The sequence below is a fragment of the Streptomyces sp. NPDC028314 genome (genome assembly GCF_055565795.1).
Window position 1 is genome coordinate 93,859 of sequence record NZ_JBVHTP010000022.1, and the last position, 16,386, is coordinate 110,244.

At 73.6% G+C, this 16,386-nt stretch carries 16 protein-coding genes; 10 read left to right on the plus strand and 6 right to left on the minus strand.

Annotated features, from left to right (window positions below; translation table 11 throughout):
• Window positions 1–96 precede the first annotated feature (96 nt).
• Both ACZ4TG_RS35740 and ACZ4TG_RS35745 read left to right on the plus strand, forming a co-directional pair.
• The gene (locus tag ACZ4TG_RS35740; RefSeq protein ID WP_468171735.1) at window positions 97–735 is read left to right on the plus strand and encodes a TetR/AcrR family transcriptional regulator; all 639 of its coding nucleotides are present in this window, start codon (window positions 97–99) and stop codon (window positions 733–735) included.
• Window positions 736–882: 147 nt separating this feature from the next.
• The gene (locus tag ACZ4TG_RS35745; protein WP_468171738.1) at window positions 883–2,055 is read left to right on the plus strand and encodes an acyl-CoA dehydrogenase family protein; all 1,173 of its coding nucleotides are present in this window, start codon (window positions 883–885) and stop codon (window positions 2,053–2,055) included.
• Window positions 2,056–2,528: 473 nt separating this feature from the next.
• On the opposite strand, the gene ACZ4TG_RS35750 is transcribed toward ACZ4TG_RS35745, so the two are convergent.
• Window positions 2,529–2,756: a hypothetical protein gene (locus ACZ4TG_RS35750; RefSeq protein WP_468171741.1), complete on the minus strand. Its 228-nt coding sequence runs from the start codon at window positions 2,754–2,756 to the stop codon at window positions 2,529–2,531.
• Between the two features lie 142 nt (window positions 2,757–2,898).
• On the opposite strand from ACZ4TG_RS35750, the gene ACZ4TG_RS35755 reads away from it, so the two are divergent.
• Entirely contained in the window at window positions 2,899–3,573 is a 675-nt protein-coding gene (locus ACZ4TG_RS35755) for a hypothetical protein (protein ID WP_468171744.1), read from the plus strand.
• Between the two features lie 99 nt (window positions 3,574–3,672).
• Here ACZ4TG_RS35755 and ACZ4TG_RS35760 read toward each other — a convergent pair whose 3' ends face one another.
• Entirely contained in the window at window positions 3,673–4,293 is a 621-nt protein-coding gene (locus tag ACZ4TG_RS35760) for a hypothetical protein (RefSeq protein ID WP_468171747.1), read from the minus strand.
• 219 nt (window positions 4,294–4,512) lie between these two features.
• On the opposite strand from ACZ4TG_RS35760, the gene ACZ4TG_RS35765 reads away from it, so the two are divergent.
• Both ACZ4TG_RS35765 and ACZ4TG_RS35770 read left to right on the plus strand, forming a co-directional pair.
• A complete protein-coding gene (locus ACZ4TG_RS35765; protein WP_468171750.1) occupies window positions 4,513–5,646 on the plus strand; it encodes an Rv3169 family protein in 1,134 nt (377 codons plus the stop codon).
• 63 nt (window positions 5,647–5,709) lie between these two features.
• Window positions 5,710–6,807 (plus strand): phosphotransferase family protein, encoded by a 1,098-nt coding sequence (locus ACZ4TG_RS35770; RefSeq protein WP_468171753.1) that lies wholly within the window; start codon window positions 5,710–5,712, stop codon window positions 6,805–6,807.
• Window positions 6,808–6,821: 14 nt separating this feature from the next.
• Here ACZ4TG_RS35770 and ACZ4TG_RS35775 read toward each other — a convergent pair whose 3' ends face one another.
• On the minus strand, window positions 6,822–7,256 hold the full coding sequence (locus ACZ4TG_RS35775; RefSeq protein WP_468171756.1) for a hypothetical protein: 435 nt from the start codon (window positions 7,254–7,256) through the stop codon (window positions 6,822–6,824).
• Between the two features lie 218 nt (window positions 7,257–7,474).
• Between ACZ4TG_RS35775 and ACZ4TG_RS35780 the strand changes: the two genes are divergently transcribed.
• From ACZ4TG_RS35780 to fxsA, 4 genes are all read left to right on the plus strand, one after another.
• On the plus strand, window positions 7,475–7,915 hold the full coding sequence (locus ACZ4TG_RS35780; protein ID WP_365918508.1) for an Lrp/AsnC family transcriptional regulator: 441 nt from the start codon (window positions 7,475–7,477) through the stop codon (window positions 7,913–7,915).
• A gap of 84 nt (window positions 7,916–7,999) precedes the next feature.
• Window positions 8,000–9,628 carry an amidohydrolase gene (locus ACZ4TG_RS35785; RefSeq protein ID WP_468171759.1) on the plus strand — a complete coding sequence of 543 codons (1,629 nt, stop codon included), beginning with the start codon at window positions 8,000–8,002 and terminating at the stop codon, window positions 9,626–9,628.
• Between the two features lie 311 nt (window positions 9,629–9,939).
• Complete coding sequence (locus tag ACZ4TG_RS35790; protein ID WP_468171762.1) at window positions 9,940–10,707, plus strand: polyprenol monophosphomannose synthase; 768 nt, start codon at window positions 9,940–9,942, stop codon at window positions 10,705–10,707.
• Window positions 10,708–10,843: 136 nt separating this feature from the next.
• Window positions 10,844–11,425 (plus strand): FxsA family membrane protein, encoded by a 582-nt coding sequence (gene fxsA, locus ACZ4TG_RS35795; RefSeq protein WP_468171765.1) that lies wholly within the window; start codon window positions 10,844–10,846, stop codon window positions 11,423–11,425.
• 122 nt (window positions 11,426–11,547) lie between these two features.
• Here fxsA and ACZ4TG_RS35800 read toward each other — a convergent pair whose 3' ends face one another.
• The 3 genes from ACZ4TG_RS35800 to ACZ4TG_RS35810 form a co-directional block, all read right to left on the minus strand.
• Complete coding sequence (locus ACZ4TG_RS35800; protein WP_007262928.1) at window positions 11,548–11,922, minus strand: RNA polymerase-binding protein RbpA; 375 nt, start codon at window positions 11,920–11,922, stop codon at window positions 11,548–11,550.
• 313 nt (window positions 11,923–12,235) lie between these two features.
• Window positions 12,236–13,618, minus strand: coding sequence for an MFS transporter (locus ACZ4TG_RS35805; RefSeq protein ID WP_468171768.1), 1,383 nt, complete (start codon window positions 13,616–13,618; stop codon window positions 12,236–12,238).
• A gap of 67 nt (window positions 13,619–13,685) precedes the next feature.
• On the minus strand, window positions 13,686–14,456 hold the full coding sequence (locus tag ACZ4TG_RS35810; RefSeq protein WP_468171771.1) for a glycerophosphodiester phosphodiesterase: 771 nt from the start codon (window positions 14,454–14,456) through the stop codon (window positions 13,686–13,688).
• Between the two features lie 237 nt (window positions 14,457–14,693).
• On the opposite strand from ACZ4TG_RS35810, the gene ACZ4TG_RS35815 reads away from it, so the two are divergent.
• On the plus strand, window positions 14,694–16,196 hold the full coding sequence (locus ACZ4TG_RS35815; RefSeq protein WP_468171774.1) for an SCO1417 family PLP biosynthesis transcription factor: 1,503 nt from the start codon (window positions 14,694–14,696) through the stop codon (window positions 16,194–16,196).
• Window positions 16,197–16,386: the final 190 nt, after the last annotated feature.

Here is a 16,386-nt window from a genome sequence, read left to right on the forward strand (position 1 = left end):
CGGGCATCCTGTGGGAGTTCGAGGCTAGGGCTGAATTTGAATAATAGTCAACAGCGCGGCACGACCGAGCGTTCGCAGGTCCGCAGGGCCGAACTCATGGCGATCGGACGGAAGTTGTTCGCCGACACCTCGTACGACGCGCTCTCCATGGACGACATCGCCAAACAGGCGGGCGTCGCCAAGGGGTTGATCTACTACTACTTCAAGAGCAAGCGCGGCTACTACCTCGCCATCGTCGAGGACTCCGTCGCCGAACTCGTCGCCCGCGCGGGCGCGGAGCCCGAACTGACCGGCGCCGAAAGGGCCCGCCGCACCATCGACGGCTACCTGCACTACGCCGAACACCACCGGTCCGCCTACCGCACCATCGTCACCGGCGGCGTCGGCTCCGACTCCGAGGTGCTCGCCATCCGCGACGCGGTCCGCGAGGAGCTGATGGCCACGATCGCCGAAGGCGCGTACGGCCGCCGCACCGTGCCGGCGGTCGCCCGGCTCGCGCTGGTGGGCTGGCTCTCCGGGGTCGAGGGGATCACCCTCGAATGGATCGGCGGCCTCGGTGCGGCGGACGGCCCCGACCGCGCGGAGGTCGGGGCGCTCCTGGTCCGCCAGCTCCGCGCGACGCTGACCGTGATCGAGGAGTTCGTGCCCGAGTGCCCCGCTCCGCCCTCGCTCGAGGACCCCGCGGATAGCCTGGGAGGCCTTGGTGATCATGCACCGGTGACGGGAAGCCCCTGATCGGGCATACTCAAGCCGCCGCAGCCGCTGAACAGCCCCTCCCGCGATCCGGGAGGGCAGTATCGGCTGTGAGAGCACCGAGATCCGGCGGCGCGTCCCACACCTCACGCGTCGCCGCCGTGCCCGATGAGGGAGGAGAGCGCCGCCATGAACGACCGCGCCCCGCAGCCGGTGGACCGACAGCTGCCCACCGAGGAGTCCCGCGATCTGCTCGCGCTCGTACGAGAGATCGCGCAGCGGGAGATCCGCCCCCGGGCCGCCGAGGAGGAGGACGCCGGCCGCTTCCCCCGGGAGGTCTTCACGCTCCTGTCGGAGGCCGGCCTGCTCGGACTCCCGTACGCCGGTGAGTTCGGCGGCGGCGAGCAGCCGTACGAGGTCTACCTCCAGGTGCTCGAAGAGCTCGCCGCGGCCCGGCTGACGGTCGGCCTCGGAGTCAGCGTGCACTCGCTGGCCTGCCACGGCCTGGCCGGGTACGGCACCAAGGAGCAGCAGGGCGCCCACCTCCCCGAGATGCTCGGCGGCGGCCTGCTCGGCGCGTACTGCCTCTCCGAACCGGCCGCCGGCTCGGACGCGGCCTCGCTCACCACCAAGGCGGTGCGCGACGGAGACGACTGGGTCATAAGCGGCACCAAGGCCTGGATCACCCACGGCGGGGTCGCGGACTTCTACACCGTCCTCGCCCGGACCGGCGGCCAGGGCCCCAAGGGCATCACCGCCTTCCTCGTGCCCGGCGACGCGGAGGGCCTGACGGCGGCCGTCCCGGAGAAGAAGATGGGCATGAAGGGCTCGCCCACCGCCCAGCTGCACTTCGACGGCGTACGCATCCCCGACACCCGGCGCATCGGCGAGGAGGGCCAGGGCTTCACCATCGCGCTCGCCGCCCTGGACGCGGGCCGCCTCGGCATCGCGGCGTGTGCGATCGGCGTGGCCCAGGCGGCCCTGGACGAGGCCCTGGCCTACGCCCTGGACCGCAAGCAGTTCGGGCACCCCATCGCGGACTTCCAGGGGCTGCGCTTCATGCTGGCCGACATGGCGACGAAGATCGAGGCGGGCCGGGCGCTCTACCTCGCGGCGGCGCGGCTGCGGGACGCGGGCAAGCCGTTCTCCCGGCAGGCGGCGATGGCGAAGCTCTTCTGTACGGACGCGGCGATGGCCGTCACGACGGACGCCGTCCAGGTGCTCGGCGGGTACGGGTACACCGCGGACTTCCCGGTGGAGCGGCTGATGCGCGAGGCGAAGGTGCTCCAGATCGTCGAGGGCACCAACCAGATCCAGCGCATGGTCATCGCCCGCCACCTGGCCGGCCCCGAGACCCGCTGACGCCCCCGCCCGCCCCGGCCCGGCCTACCCGGACCCGGCGGTACCGGCCCGACCCGCCGGGCGCCGGTCCGATCCGCCCGGCTAGCGGCCGGACCCGCGGGGCGCGGACCCGATCCGCCGGGCGCTGGCCCGCCCCGGCCGGCAAGCGGCCCGACCCGACCGGCGCGGGTCCGACCCCGCTGCGCGGAACCGACCCGCCGGGTGCCGGTCCGACCGGGCGCCGGTCCGACCCGCGCGGCGCGGAACCGACCCGCCGGGCGCTGATCCGATCCGGCCGGCGAGGGGTCCGACCCGCGCTGCGCGGAGCCGACCCGCCGGGCGCTGGCCCGATCCGGCCGGCGAGGGGTCCGACCCGCGCGGCGCAGAGCCGACCCGCCGGGCGCCGGTCCGATCCGGCCGGCGAGGGGCCCGATCCGCGCGGCGCGGATCCGACCCGCCCGGCGGCGGCCGGTCCGGACCGCTTGGCGGGCGGGTCAGCTGCCGAACAGCGGGCCGCTCGGCCAGATCGGGGACGAGGCGATCTTGGACCACTCCGGGTCGCGCCGCCCCGGGAGGGTCCGGCCGTCGGCCGCCCAGCGGGCGATGAGGGCGCCGTAGATCGGCGGATCGGGCTGCCGCTGCTGAACCGATTCTTCGTGCCCGTGAGCAGGGGGCCGCCGACGGCGACCCGTTCTCGGCGTGGAGGTTTCAAGCGTGCTCATGCAGGGCCAACGCGAGACCCGATCGACCGGTAACCGCCCCCCGCCCACGCCCATCCGTTCGACCCGTCCCCGGTACGGCGGCCCACGTCACAAACCCATCACTTCCGGGTCACGCCCCCCGCAGCCCGGCGATCATGGCGGAATGCGCACACTGCACACCGTCACCGCCGTCCCCCTCGCGGTCGCCGCCGCGCTCCTGGCCCTCACCGGCTGCCAGGACACCTCGGCGCCGGGCGCCAGGACAGCCGATCCCAAGGCGCCCGGCACACCCGCCGCCTCGGCGACCGCCTCCGGCCCCGCGACCGCGCCGCCACCGTCCAAGGCCCCGCTCCAGGGCGCCAAGAGCGGCGCCCTGCCCAGCCTCGTGGGCAAGGGCCTCCAGAGCGCGCAGGACGAGGCCCAGGCGGCCGGCTTCTACCGTCTGAAGTCGCACGACAGCCTGGGCCGCGGCCGGGCCCAGGCCTTCGACCGGAACTGGAAGGTCTGCACCCAGAACCCCGGGCAGGGCACCCTGTCCACCGACACCACGATCGACTTCGGCGCGGTCAAGCTGGAGGAGGACTGCCCGGCAGCCGACGCCGGTGCACCGCCGCAGGCCGGTGCCACGATGCCGGACTTCGCCGGCAAGTCCGTCAAGGTGGCCCGCGGCGCCCTGCCGTCCAACGCGAGCGTCACCGTGAAGGACGCGGGGCAGAGCCGGATGGTGCTCCAGGAGTCCAACTGGCAGGTGTGCTCGCAGGAGCCGCAGGCCGGCGCCGCCCTCGACGGCCGGCCGGTGACCCTCAAGGCCGTCAAGTTCGGCGAATCCTGCCCCTGACCCCTGACCCCTGACCCCTGACCGCTGACCGCAGCCCGGACCCCGGACCCCGGACCCCGGATCCGGCCCTCGGCCGGGCCCGCCCCGCGGCGGGTGTCCTCACGCCGCCCGGGAGGGCACCGCGGGGGCGGCGGGCCCGTCCTCGGACCTGTGCCGCCGCCCCATGGGCGCGAGGGCGAGGAGCAGCAGCAGGCCTCCGAGCGGTATCAGGTCCAGGCCGACCGCCATGACCGCGATGCCCGCCACGACCGCGACCGGCTGCCAGGGCGCGATCCGGCGGAGCGCCGCCAGCTGCACGCTGAGGAGCACCAGCCCGATGTAGAACAGCACCGGGCCGACGGTGTAGAAGGCGGGCTCCACCCCGGCATGGCCCTTGATCTGCTGGAAGAGCTCGTCCATGGCGGCCCGGTCCGACCGGAGGAACCCGACGGCCAGGTCGATCCCCGCCTGAACCGCCGCCGTCACGACGCCGATCAGGCCCGCCGCGGCCCCGGCCCCGGCGAACCATCGGACGGCCCGCCCGCGGCCGCGCACCGCCGCACGGCGCATCTCCAGGAAGACCGGGGCGAAGAGCGCCACTCCCGCCAGCAGTGCGATGTGGCCCGCCGACCAGGCGAGGCCCGGGCCGTGCTGTGGATCGGTCAGCCGGATGAGCCCGTAGGCCGTCAAGAGGAGGGGGCCCGCGGTGAAAGCCGTTCGCCGCGGCGTGGAGTTCGTCATGTCCAGATCATTGCCGCGCGGCTGCCGAGAGGGCCTCGGGGCAAGCCCCGATCCGACCCTGAGTCGTCCCTTAGCGGGTCGTCGGCCCCCGGGGTGACCTGGCCGGGTGTGCCGGGCTGTCGCGGAGTGCCACAACTCTGGTCCTCGAAGCCATTTCTGACGTACCGTCAACTTCGCTCGAGCCGCCGTCGCCACACCACCGCGCCCAGGAGGTCCGCCATGTCCGCCGACCGGCCCGTCCCCCTCGACGAATACCCCGTCCACCAGGCCCCGTTGTCGATGAAGCACCTCGTCAGCGGCGACCGCAACGCGTACGACCGGTGCATCTTCCACGTCTTCGACCACGCCGGCCGGGCCGTCCTTATCCTCGGCCTCGGCGTCTACCCCAACGCCGGGGTCATCGACGCGTACGCCACCCTCCGCATCGGCGACGAACTCCTTGCCGTCCGCGCTTCGGACGCCCTCACCGACGACCGGATGAACCTCTCCGTCGGCCCGCTGCGGATCACCGTCGACGAACCCCTCAAGCGGATCGGCCTCCACTGCGAAGCCGACCCCGCCGATCCCCGGGGGCTCTCGTACGACGTCACCTGGAACGCCGAGTTCCCCGCCGTCTGGGAGCCCCACCACGTCCAGCGCCGCGGCGACCGCCTCATGCTCGAAGGCCGCCGCTTCGTCCAGGCCGGCAACGTCACCGGGACCATCCGCGCCAAGGGCGAGGAACTCACCCTCACCCCCGGCGAATGGACCGGCACCCGCGACCGCAGCTGGGGCGTCCGCCCCATTCCCGGCGAGGACGGCGGCCGGGCCGCCGAGGAGCACCGGCCCGAGGGCTTCCACTGGCTCTGGATCCCGGTCCGCTTCGAGGACCGCTTCCTCATGGTCATCGCCCAGGAGGACGCCGACGGCCACCGCACCCTCAGCGAGGCCGTCCAGGTCTTCCCCGAGGGCAGAGGCCGGCCCGACGTGCAGCTCGGCTGGCCGCACACCGACATCCGCTACCGGCCCGGCAGCCGCCACCCCGAGAGCGCCGTCGTCCACCTCACCGACCCCGCCCGCAAGCCCCTCGAACTCGGCGTGGAGATCCTGAACTCCTCCCCCCTCGCCGTCGGGGCCGGCTACCCGCCCGCCGCCGACTGGCAGCACGGCACCTGGCAGGGCCGCGGCTGGACCGACCGCCGCGTCTACGACCTCTCCGACCCCGCCGCGCACCCCATGGCCGCCTTCGGGGTCACCGACCACTCGGCCCGCTTCACCCTCGACGGCCGGGTCGGCCACGGGATCTTCGAGCACGGCAGCTTCGGCCGCCACGACCCCAGCGGGTTCGCCGACTACTCCTCCGTCGCGCCCTAAGGGCTGTCCCGCCGCGCGAGAGCACCGAGCACGAGAACCCGTAGGAAAGGAAGGCGGTACGCCATGGCAACGGCACCACGTCCCCGCACCTCCACCCGCGAGCCCGAAGAACTGGGCCGCCGCCTCACGGCGTGGCTCGACGGCAAACTCCCCGGCGCGAAGGTCACCAACACCTCCGTCCCCGGCTCCAACGGCATGTCCAGCGAGACCCTGCTCTTCGACATCGAGCACCCCGGCGCCCCCGACCGCGCCTGCGCCCTGCGCCTCGCCGCCGACCCGGCCGCCTACACGGTCTTCCCCACGTACGACATGCCCCGCCAGCACCGCGTGATGAGCCTGGTCGCCCGGCACACCGACCTGCCCGTGCCCCGCGTGCGCTGGCTGGAGGAGGATCCCGGCCCGCTCGGCGCGCCCTTCTTCGTCATGACCCGCGCCGAAGGCCGGGTCCCGCCCGACGTCATGCCCTACACCTACGAGGGCAACTGGCTGCACTCCGCCACCGCCGCCGAGCGGGCCCGCCTCCAGGAGGCGAGCATCTCCCTCCTCGCCCGGCTGCACGACCAGTTCCCCGCCGAGGAGGCGGAGTTCCTCCTGCCGCCCGGCGGGGGCAGCCCGCTGCGCCGCCACGTGGACGGCCAACGCACCTACTACGACTGGGTGGTGAGCGGGCTGGCCCGCTCACCCCTCCTGGAACGGGCCTTCGACCGCCTGGAGGAACTCTGGCCCGCCGACGAGGGCGACCCCGTCCTCAACTGGGGCGACGCCCGCATCGGCAACGTCATCTACCAGAGCGACGGCTTCGAGCCGGTGGCCGTACTCGACTGGGAGATGGCCGCGTACGCCCCGCGCGAGGTGGACCTCGGCTGGACGGTCTACCTCCACCGCTTCTTCCAGGACCTGACCGTCGGCTTCGGCCAGCCCGGACTGCCGGACTTCCTGCGCCGCGCCGACATCGAACGCCGGTACGCCGAACTCACCGGCCACACCCCGCGGGACATGGAGTTCCACACCCTCTACGCCGCCCTGCGGCACGGGATCGTGATGCTGCGCATCGCCTACCGGCAGGCGCACTTCGGCGAGGTCGAGGTCCCGGCGGACCCCGACGGCCTGATCCTGCACCACGCCAGCCTGGCCGCCATGGTGCAGGGCACGTACTGGTAGGACGTGAACGCCGGTCAGGCGGCCTGCGCGTGCTGGCGCATCTGCGGCGGCAGCGGGGCCGCCACCCGGACGGGGCGCGAGCCCGGACCGCCGACGTGCGAGAAGGGCTGCGTCCGCCAGTCCAGTCCGTGCGGCAGCGACAGGTGCACGACCGGGTCGAGCTCCGGCCCGTCCTGCTGGAACACGCCGACGGTCGGCAGGGCGTCGGAGGCCGGGCGGCCCGTGCCCGCGCACACCGTGAGCCCGAACGGGTTCCACGGGGTCAGGCAGAGCGCGTGCTCCGGCAGGTACTCCTCGTCCGCGACGAGGGCGATCGACTGACCGCAGTCGGGGCAGATCGCGTGGTGGATCTCGAACCCCTCGGCGTCTTCGAGGTAGTCGTCTTCCTCGGGATCGAGAAGTTCCAGGGGCTCCGGTTCGGTGCGACCGGCGCGCTTGGTGTTCAGCATGGATGTACTCCCCCTTGGGTGGGCCGGGCGGGCAGGTTCTTCAGCCACGGCCACAGCAAGCACTTCCCGTCGCGCGGCACGAGTAACCACAACCGCCCCCGGTACGCCTCCATACCTCTGTGGGCTTGGTCACATGCCCGCCGCAGGTGCCACTTCTCTCGTGGACACCGCTGTGCCTGGAGCGGTCCTGGGCAATAGGTTGAGCGGCTATGAGCGCAATGGAGGAGCTGGACCGCCAGATCGTTGATCTGCTCGTGCGGGACGGGCGTATGAGCTACACGGATCTGGGCAAGGCCACCGGACTGTCCACGTCGGCGGTCCATCAGCGAGTACGCCGCCTGGAGCAGCGCGGCGTGATCCGCGGCTATGCGGCCGTGGTCGACCCCGAGGCCGTCGGGCTGCCCCTGACGGCGTTCATCTCGGTGAAGCCGTTCGATCCCAGCGCACCCGACGACATCGCCGAGCGGCTGGCGGGCGTCCCGGAGATCGAGGCCTGCCACAGCGTCGCCGGCGACGAGAACTACATCCTCAAGGTGCGCGTGGCCACCCCCCTGGAGCTGGAGGACCTCCTGGGCCGCCTGCGCGCCCTGGCCCACGTCTCCACCCGTACGACCGTGGTCCTCTCCACCCCGTACGAATCCCGCCCACCCCGCGTGTGACCCCTCCGGGGCCCGGCAGGCCGCGACGCGGCCGCGCCGGGCCCCGAGGTCGGGCCCGCCCGGCCGAGGCGGGAGACTGGTCCCATGACAGACCGCACCTCCGCCACCGCCGCCGGAGCCCCCGCAGCCGAACGCACCGTCCTCCTCCGCGGCGGAGAGGTGCACAGCCCCGCCGACCCGTTCGCGACCGCGATGGTGGTCGAGCGCGGGCACATCGCCTGGGTCGGGTCCGAGGGCGCGGCCGACGCCTTCGCGCAGGGCGTGGACGAGGTCGTCCACCTCGACGGGGCCCTCGTCACGCCCGCCTTCACCGACGCCCACGTGCACACCACCTCCGCCGGCCTCGCCCTCACCGGCCTGGACCTCTCCGGGGCCCGCTCGCTCCCGGACGCCCTGGAGCTCGTACGGGCCCACGCCGCCCGCCGCCCCGCCGACCGGGTGCTCCTCGGCCACGGCTGGGACGCCTCCCGCTGGCCCGAGCGCCGCGCCCCCCGCCGCGAGGAGCTCGACCGGGCCACCGGCGGCCGCCCGCTCTACCTCAGCCGCATCGACGTGCACTCGGCCGTGGTCACCACCGCCCTGCTGGACCTCGTTCCCGGGGCCGCCGTCACCGGCGACGAGCCGCTGACCGCCGACGCCCACCACGCCGTACGCAGGGTCGCGCTCGGCGCCGTCGGCCCGGCCCAGCGCGCCGAGGCCCAGCGCGCCGCCCTGGACCGGGCGGCCTCCCTCGGCATCGGCTCCGTGCACGAGTGCGGCGGGCCCGAGATCTCCTCCCCGGAGGACTTCAGCGCACTGCTCGACCTGGCGCGCACCCACCCCGGCCCGCGCGTCTTCGGCTACTGGGCCGACCAGGACCTCGACCGGGCCAAGGCCCTCGGGGCGGTCGGCGCCGCGGGCGACCTCTTCGTGGACGGGGCCCTCGGCTCGCACACCGCCTGCCTGCACTCCCCGTACACCGACGCCGCCCACACCGGCACCGGCTACCTGGACGCCGACGACGTCGCCGCGCACGTGGCCGCCTGCACCGAGGAGGGGCTGCAGGCCGGGTTCCACGCCATCGGGGACGCCGCCCTGACCGCCGTGGTCGAGGGCGTCCGGGCCGCCGCCGAGAAGGTGGGCCTGGCCCGCGTCCGGGCCGCCCGGCACCGCGTCGAGCACGCCGAGATGATGACCCCGGCCACCATCGCCGCCTTCGCGGAGCTGGGCCTGACCGCCTCCGTGCAGCCCGCCTTCGACGCGGCCTGGGGCGGTGAGGACGGCATGTACGCCGACCGGCTCGGGGCCGAGCGCGCCCGCACCCTCAACCCGTACGCCGCGATGCTCAAGGCCGGTGTCCCGCTCGCCTTCGGCTCCGACGCGCCGGTCACCCCGCTCGACCCCTGGGGCACCGTCCGCGCCGCGGCCTTCCACCGCACGCCCGAGCACCGGATCTCCGTACGGGCCGCCTTCGCCGCCCACACCCGCGGCGGCTGGCGGGCCCTGGGCCGGGACGACGCGGGCATCCTCGTCCCCGGCGCGCCCGCCGACTACGCCGTCTGGCAGACCGAGGAACTGGTGGTCCAGGCGCCCGACGACCGGGTCGCCCGCTGGTCCACCGACCCGCGCTCCGGCACCCCCGGACTGCCCGACCTGACCCCCGGCGGGGATCTGCCGGTGTGCCTGTCCACGGTGGTCGGTGGCCGGGAGGTATTCGTACGGCCACAGGGGTGATCCGACCGGCCTCGGTTCGGTACGGGCGGCCGGACCCGGATAGGTTCGGCCGGGTCCACCACAGGACGTCCGTACCGGACGGATCCGTCCGCTCAGCGCACCCGCGCCTCGGGGGCGAGGGAAGGTTTCGCCGGGCGGCAGGTGGCCCCAGGTCGGGGCCCGGCGGTCCAGTAGACAACGGTCACGGCGATCCGCATCCAGCGGGAGCGCGGCCGGCCCGAAGGACCGCGGGCCCCGATCGCTGTTCTAAAATCGTCCCGCTGTGACGTGACGTACGTGGCGGGCCGGACGAGAAACTGCAAGGGGACCCAGTGAGCGACGGCGGACAGCGGACCTACGGGCCGCTCGGCACCACCCTGGTGATCATTCCGACGTACAACGAGGCGGAGAACATCGGCCTGATCGTCGGCCGCGTCCGCGCAGCCGTCCCGGAGGCCCACATCCTGGTAGCCGACGACAACAGCCCCGACGGCACCGGGAAGCTCGCCGACGAGCTGGCCGCCTCCGACGACCACGTCCACGTCATGCACCGCAAGGGCAAGGAGGGCCTCGGCGCGGCCTACCTGGCCGGCTTCGCCTGGGGCCTGGAGCACGGCTACGGCGTCATCGTCGAGATGGACGCCGACGGCTCCCACCAGCCCGAGGAACTGCCCCGGCTGCTCACCGCGCTCGGCGGCGCCGACCTGGTCCTGGGCTCGCGCTGGGTGCCGGGCGGCCGCGTCGTCAACTGGCCCAAGAGCCGCGAGATCCTTTCCCGCGGCGGGTCCACGTACTCCCGGCTCATGCTGGACGTCCCGATCCGCGACGTGACCGGCGGCTACCGCGCCTTCCGCCGCGAGACCCTGGAGGGGCTGGGCCTGGACGAGGTCGCCTCGGCCGGCTACTGCTTCCAGGTGGACCTGGCCCGCCGGGCCGTCCGCAAGGGCTTCAAGGTCGTGGAGGTGCCCATCACCTTCGTCGAGCGCGAGTTCGGCGACAGCAAGATGAGCAAGGACATCGTGGTGGAGGCCCTGTGGCGGGTCACCCAGTGGGGCGTCAAGGCCCGCACGGCGAAGCTGACCGGCAAGCCGGAAGCCTGAGCCCGCCCGCCGGACACCGCGGGAGCTCCGGACACCACAGGAGCTCCGGACACCACAGGAGCTCCGGACACCCCTAGGGGATGTCCGGTACCTCCGACTGAGGCCGCTTTTACGCCACCCCAGGCACACTGGTGGTATGACGACCGGCATTTCGACGGCCCCACGACGGCGCTCGCCCGCCCGTACGTTCCTCCCCTTGGCGGTCGCCGCCTGGCTGATCCTGGAGATCTGGCTGCTCAGCCTGGTCGCCGGGGTGGCCGGCGGGCTGACCGTCGCCCTGCTGCTCCTCGGCGCGATGCTGCTGGGCGGCGTGGTCATCAAGCGCGCCGGGCGCCGCGCCTTCAAGAACCTGACGCAGTCCCTCCAGCGGGCCCAGGAGGGCCGGCCGCCCGCTCCGCAGCAGCCCGGCCAGGGCAACGGCCTGACCATGCTGGCAGGCCTGCTCCTGATCATGCCGGGTCTTCTCTCGGACGCGGCCGGACTGCTCCTGCTGCTCCCGCCGGTCCGGGCGCTGATCAGCCGGCGGACGGCCCGCACGCTGGAGCGCAAGATGGCCGCGGCGCCCGCCGGCAGCTTCGGCGACGCCTTCCAGCAGGCCCGCATCCACTACCCGGACGGCAAGGTCGTCCAGGGCGAGGTCATCCGCGAGGACCAGCGGCAGCCCGGCCCGGGCCCGGCCGGCCCGGACACCGGCTACCGGCCGCCGCTGACCCCGTGAGGGCTCCGGCCCGCTGAGAACGCGCCCCGGGAAACCGGGGGACGGGCACGCCGAGGGCCCCCGCCACGGAAGTGGCGGGGGCCCTCGGCGTTGTACTCGGTGCCTTGTGCTCAGTCCGGCTGTCAGGCGGACTTGCGGCTGTCCCGCGGATGCACGGCAATGTTCATGGCGCCGGAACGAAGGACCGCGAGCCTCTCGGCCAGCACTTCCTCCAGCTCCTCGCGGGTGCGTCGCTCCATGAGCATGTCCCAGTGCGTTCGCGCAGGCTTGCCCTTCTTCTCTTCGGGCCCGTCCCCGTCCACCAGGAGTGCCATGGCGCCGCACGCCTTGCACTCCCACTCCGGCGGAATTTCTGCCTCAACCGAGAACGGCATCTCAAATCGATGTCCGTTCTGGCATGCGTACTCCACCGCCTGGCGCGGGGCCAGATCGATGCCGCGGTCCGTCTCGTAGCTGGTAACCACGAGCCGCGTACCGCGGAGAGCTCGCTCACTCATGAATCGTGCCTCCCGGGCTTGTCGCCCACAGGACAGGTGTCGCTGTCGTCGTCATCCGGTCAACGTCCGGTCGGCGGTATAGATTCCCGCTCCGGGTCATGCGTCGCCCGTCGTGCCGCCCCTTGTTGTACCCACCAATGCCCGTTTTGTCACATCTGGCAGCAGATGTCACCCAACGTCTACAGTTCCCAAGCGCGCAGTAACGGTCCGCCTGGCAGGCCAAAGGCGTACACTACCGGCCCTTCGCTTGAACGTCGAAATTCGTTCCGAATTCGTTCCCGGATCCGTGCTCGGAACCGGCTCGAACCCGCGGTCAGATCCGTTCGGGAACAGGATTGCCCGCCGCCTCCACCGCGCGCCGTACCGGCACCCTGGCGAGGAGCACGAAACCCAGTGCGAAGAACACCACCAGCGAGATGATCGCGTCCCGGTAGCTGCCCGTTACCTGGTACGTCAGGCCGAAGACCAGCGGTCCCACCCAGCTCAGCCCCCGGTCGCTCATCTCGTACGCGGAGAAGTACTCGGCCTCCTTGCCCGCCGGCACCAGGTGCGAGAACAGCGAACGCGACAGCGCCTGGCTGCCGCCCAGCACCAGCCCGATCATCGCGGCGAGTGCGAAGAACCACACCGGGGTCCGGGCCGGCAGGAAGTAGCCGGCCGCCAGCGTGAGCGCCCAGGCGGCCAGCGAACCCAGGATCGTGCGCTTGGCGCCGTGGATCCGGGCCAGCCGGCCCATCCCCAGCGCCCCGAACACCGCCAGGATCTGTACCAGCAGCACCGCCACGATCAGCGTGGACTGCTCCAGTTCCAGCTCCTCGGAGCCGTAGATCGAGGCCTGGGAGATCACCGTCTGCACGCCGTCGTTGTAGATCAGGTAGGCGAGCAGGAAGGACAGGGTCAGCGGATAGCGCCGCATGTCCTTCAGGGTCGCGACGAGCTGCTTCCAGCCGCTGACGGCCGGGCCGGCCCCCGGCTCCCGGACCACGGCCCGGTCCCGCAGCCGGCGCAGCGGGATCAGCGCGAAGGCCCCCCACCACAGGCCCGCCGAGGCCAGGCAGATCCGTACCGCCGTGCCCTCGGAGAGGCCGAAGGAGTCGTGGCCCGTGTAGAGCACCAGGTTCAGCACGAGCATCAGGGAGCCCGCGGTGTAGCCGAAGGCCCAGCCCCGAGAGGAGACCGTGTCCCGCTCGTCGGGGGTGGAGATCTGCGGCAGGTAGGCGTTGTAGAGCACCATCGAGACGGACAGCGCGGCGTTCGCCACGATCAGCAGCAGCCCGCCCAGCAGATAGCGCTCACCGCCGAGGAAGAACATTCCGGCCGTCGCGGCGGCGCCCGTGTAGGCGGCCACCGCCAGCATCGGCTTCTTGCGGCCGGTGCGGTCGGCGACGGCCCCCGCCAGCGGCATGAGCAGGACGGCCAGGATCACCGAGGCCGAGACCGAGTAGGCGAAGAAGGAGCCCGCCCGCACCGGGACGCCCAGCGGGTGCACGAAGCCCTCGGCGTCCGCGGCGGCCTTGGCCACCGAGGTCAGGTACGGCCCGAGGAACACCGTGAGCACGCTCGCCGAGTACACCGATACGGCGAAGTCGTAGAAATACCAGCCCCGCTGCTCGCGCTTGCGCGCGGCCGCCGCCGTGGCGGCCGATCTGCCGTCGTCGGCCCCGGATTCCGCTTCGTCTTCCGTCTGCGCACTCATGAGCGCCCCCTCGCTGGTCCCCGTGGCGCGCGGCCCCCGGATGCCCGCGCGGAGCCCGAACGGGCGGTCAGGCCCAGGCGCCGCGCCGGTCCAGAACCGTGCGCAAGATGTCGATCCGGTCGGTCATGATGCCATCGACTCCCAGGTCGAGAAGAGCCTCCATGCGTTCCGGTTCGTTCACGGTCCACACGTGCACCTGGAGCCCCCGTGCGTGCGCGGTCCGTACGAAGCGCCGGTCGACCACCCGGATGCCCGCCTGGCGCTCCGGCACCTGCGCCGCCACCGCCCCCACCCGCAGCGCCGCGGGGATCGCGAACGAGCGCAGCCGCAGCCCCAGCACGCCGCGCACCCCGTACGAGGTGGCCAGCCGGGGGCCCGCGATCTTCTGGGCGCGGGCCACCCGGCTCTCGGAGAACGAGCCCACGCACACCCGGTCCCAGACCCCGGCCCGCGCGACCAGGTTCACCAGCGGGTGCAGGGCCGACTCGGACTTGATGTCGATGTTCCAGCGGGCGTCCGGGAACTCCTCCAGCAGGTCCTCGAACAGGGCCAGCGGTTCGCTGCCCGCCACCCGGGCCTCGCGGACCCGGCTCCACGGCAGCTCGGCGATCCTGCCGCGCCCGTCGGTGACCCGGTCCAGGGTCGAGTCGTGGAAGGCGACCAGTTTCCCGTCGGCCGTGGCGTGCACATCGGTCTCGAAGTACCGGTAGCCCGCGTCGGCGGCCCGGCGGAAGGCGGCGGCGGTGTTCTCCAGCCCGTCCGCGGCCCCTCCCCGGTGTGCGAAGGGGATCGGAGCAGGGTGGTCCAGATACGGGTGGCGAAGGCGTACGTGCGTCACGGCGGCAGTATGCCCCCTGTTCGCGGTGGGACGGGAGCGCCGCGATGGCCGCGCGGTGAACGAGGGACCCGCCATCCTTCCGCGACGCACCGAGCGTCCGGCCCGCCGGGGAGCCACGAGCCGCGCCCTGGCCCGAATGGACTGCTCCATGACACCCTGAACCCCGCAGAACCAATCCAATACCGGCCGCGGTCGCCCGCCGGGTGGGGCCAATTCGATGAAGGTGGACCGGACAGCATGGCTCAGTGGACCTCAGCGGTCGGCGCCGCACAGCTCGCCCGCCTGATCACCTCGCAGCAGGAGCGGCCCCCCGCTTCGGGCGCGCGCAAGCCGCCCGCCTACCGGACGCTCGCCGACGGCATCCGGCTCCTCGTGCTCGAAGGCCGCGTCCCGGTCGCCGCACGGCTGCCCGCGGAGCGGGAGCTGGCCGTCGCGCTCTCCCTCAGCCGCACCACCGTCGCCGCCGCCTACGAGGCCCTGCGCGGCGAGGGGTTCCTGGAGTCCCGCCGGGGCGCCGGCAGCTGGACCTCCGTACCGGCCGGCAACCCGCTGCCCGCCCGCGGCCTGGAACCGCTGCCGCCCGAAGCCCTCGGCTCGATGATCGACCTCGGCTGCGCCGCCCTCCCGGCCCCCGAGCCCTGGCTCACCAAAGCCGTCCAGGGCGCCCTGGAGGAACTCCCGCCGTACGCCCACACCCACGGCGACTACCCCGCGGGGCTCCCCGCGCTGCGCCGGATGATCGCCGACCGCTACACCGAGCGCGGCATCCCCACCATGCCCGAGCAGATCATGGTCACCACCGGGGCGATGGGCGCCATCGACGCCATCTGCAGCCTGTTCGCCGGGCGCGGCGAGCGCATCGCCGTCGAATCCCCGTCCTACGCCAACATCCTCCAGCTCATGCGCGCCGCCGGGGTGCGCCTCGTACCCGTCGCCATGGCCGCCGGGCTGACCGGCTGGGACATGGACGTCTGGCGGCAGGTGCTGCGCGACTCCGCCCCCCGGCTCGCCTACGTCGTCGCCGACTTCCACAACCCCACCGGCGCCCTCGCCTCCGACGACCAGCGGCGCGCGATGGTGGAGGCCGCCCGCTCGGCCGGCACCGTGCTCGTCGCCGACGAGACCATGGCCGAGCTGCAACTGGACCCGGCGCTGGAGATGCCGCGCCCGGTCTGCTCCTTCGATCCCGCCGGCTCCACGGTCGTCACCGTCGGCTCCGCCAGCAAGGCCTTCTGGGCCGGGATGCGGATCGGCTGGGTCCGCGCGGCCCCCGACGTCATCCGGAGCCTGGTCGCCGCCCGCGCGTACGCCGACCTCGGCACGCCGGTGCTGGAGCAGCTCGCGGTGAACTGGCTGATGCGGACCGGCGGCTGGGAGGAGGCCGTCGGGATCCGCCGCGACCAGGCCCGGGAGAACAGGGACGCGCTGGTCGCCGCGGTGCGCCGGGAGCTGCCCGACTGGGAGTTCCAGGTGCCGCAGGGCGGGCTGACCCTGTGGGCCCGCGCGGGCGGGCTGTCCGGCTCCCGGCTGGCCGAGGTGGGGGAGCGGGTCGGAGTCCGCGTCCCCTCGGGCCCCCGGTTCGGCGTCGACGGGGCCTTCGAGGGCTACGTCCGGCTGCCGTTCACCGTCGGCGGGCCGGTGGCCGAGGAGGCCGCCGCCCGGCTCGCGGCGGCGGCCCGGCTGGTCGGCACGGGCGCCGGCGGCAGCGGGGCGGAGCCGCCGCGGACGTTCGTCGCGTAGCGGTCCGCGGGGCTGCGGCCCCGTGCGCTGCCGTGCCTGCGGCGGCCCTGCGGCCCTGCGGCCCTGCGGCCCTGCGGCCCTACGGGCCTGCGGCCCTGCGGCCCTGCGGCCCTGCGGCCCTGCGGCCCTGCGGCCCTGCGGCCCTGCGGCCCTGCGGCCCTGCGGCCCTGCGGCCCTGCGGCCCTGCGGC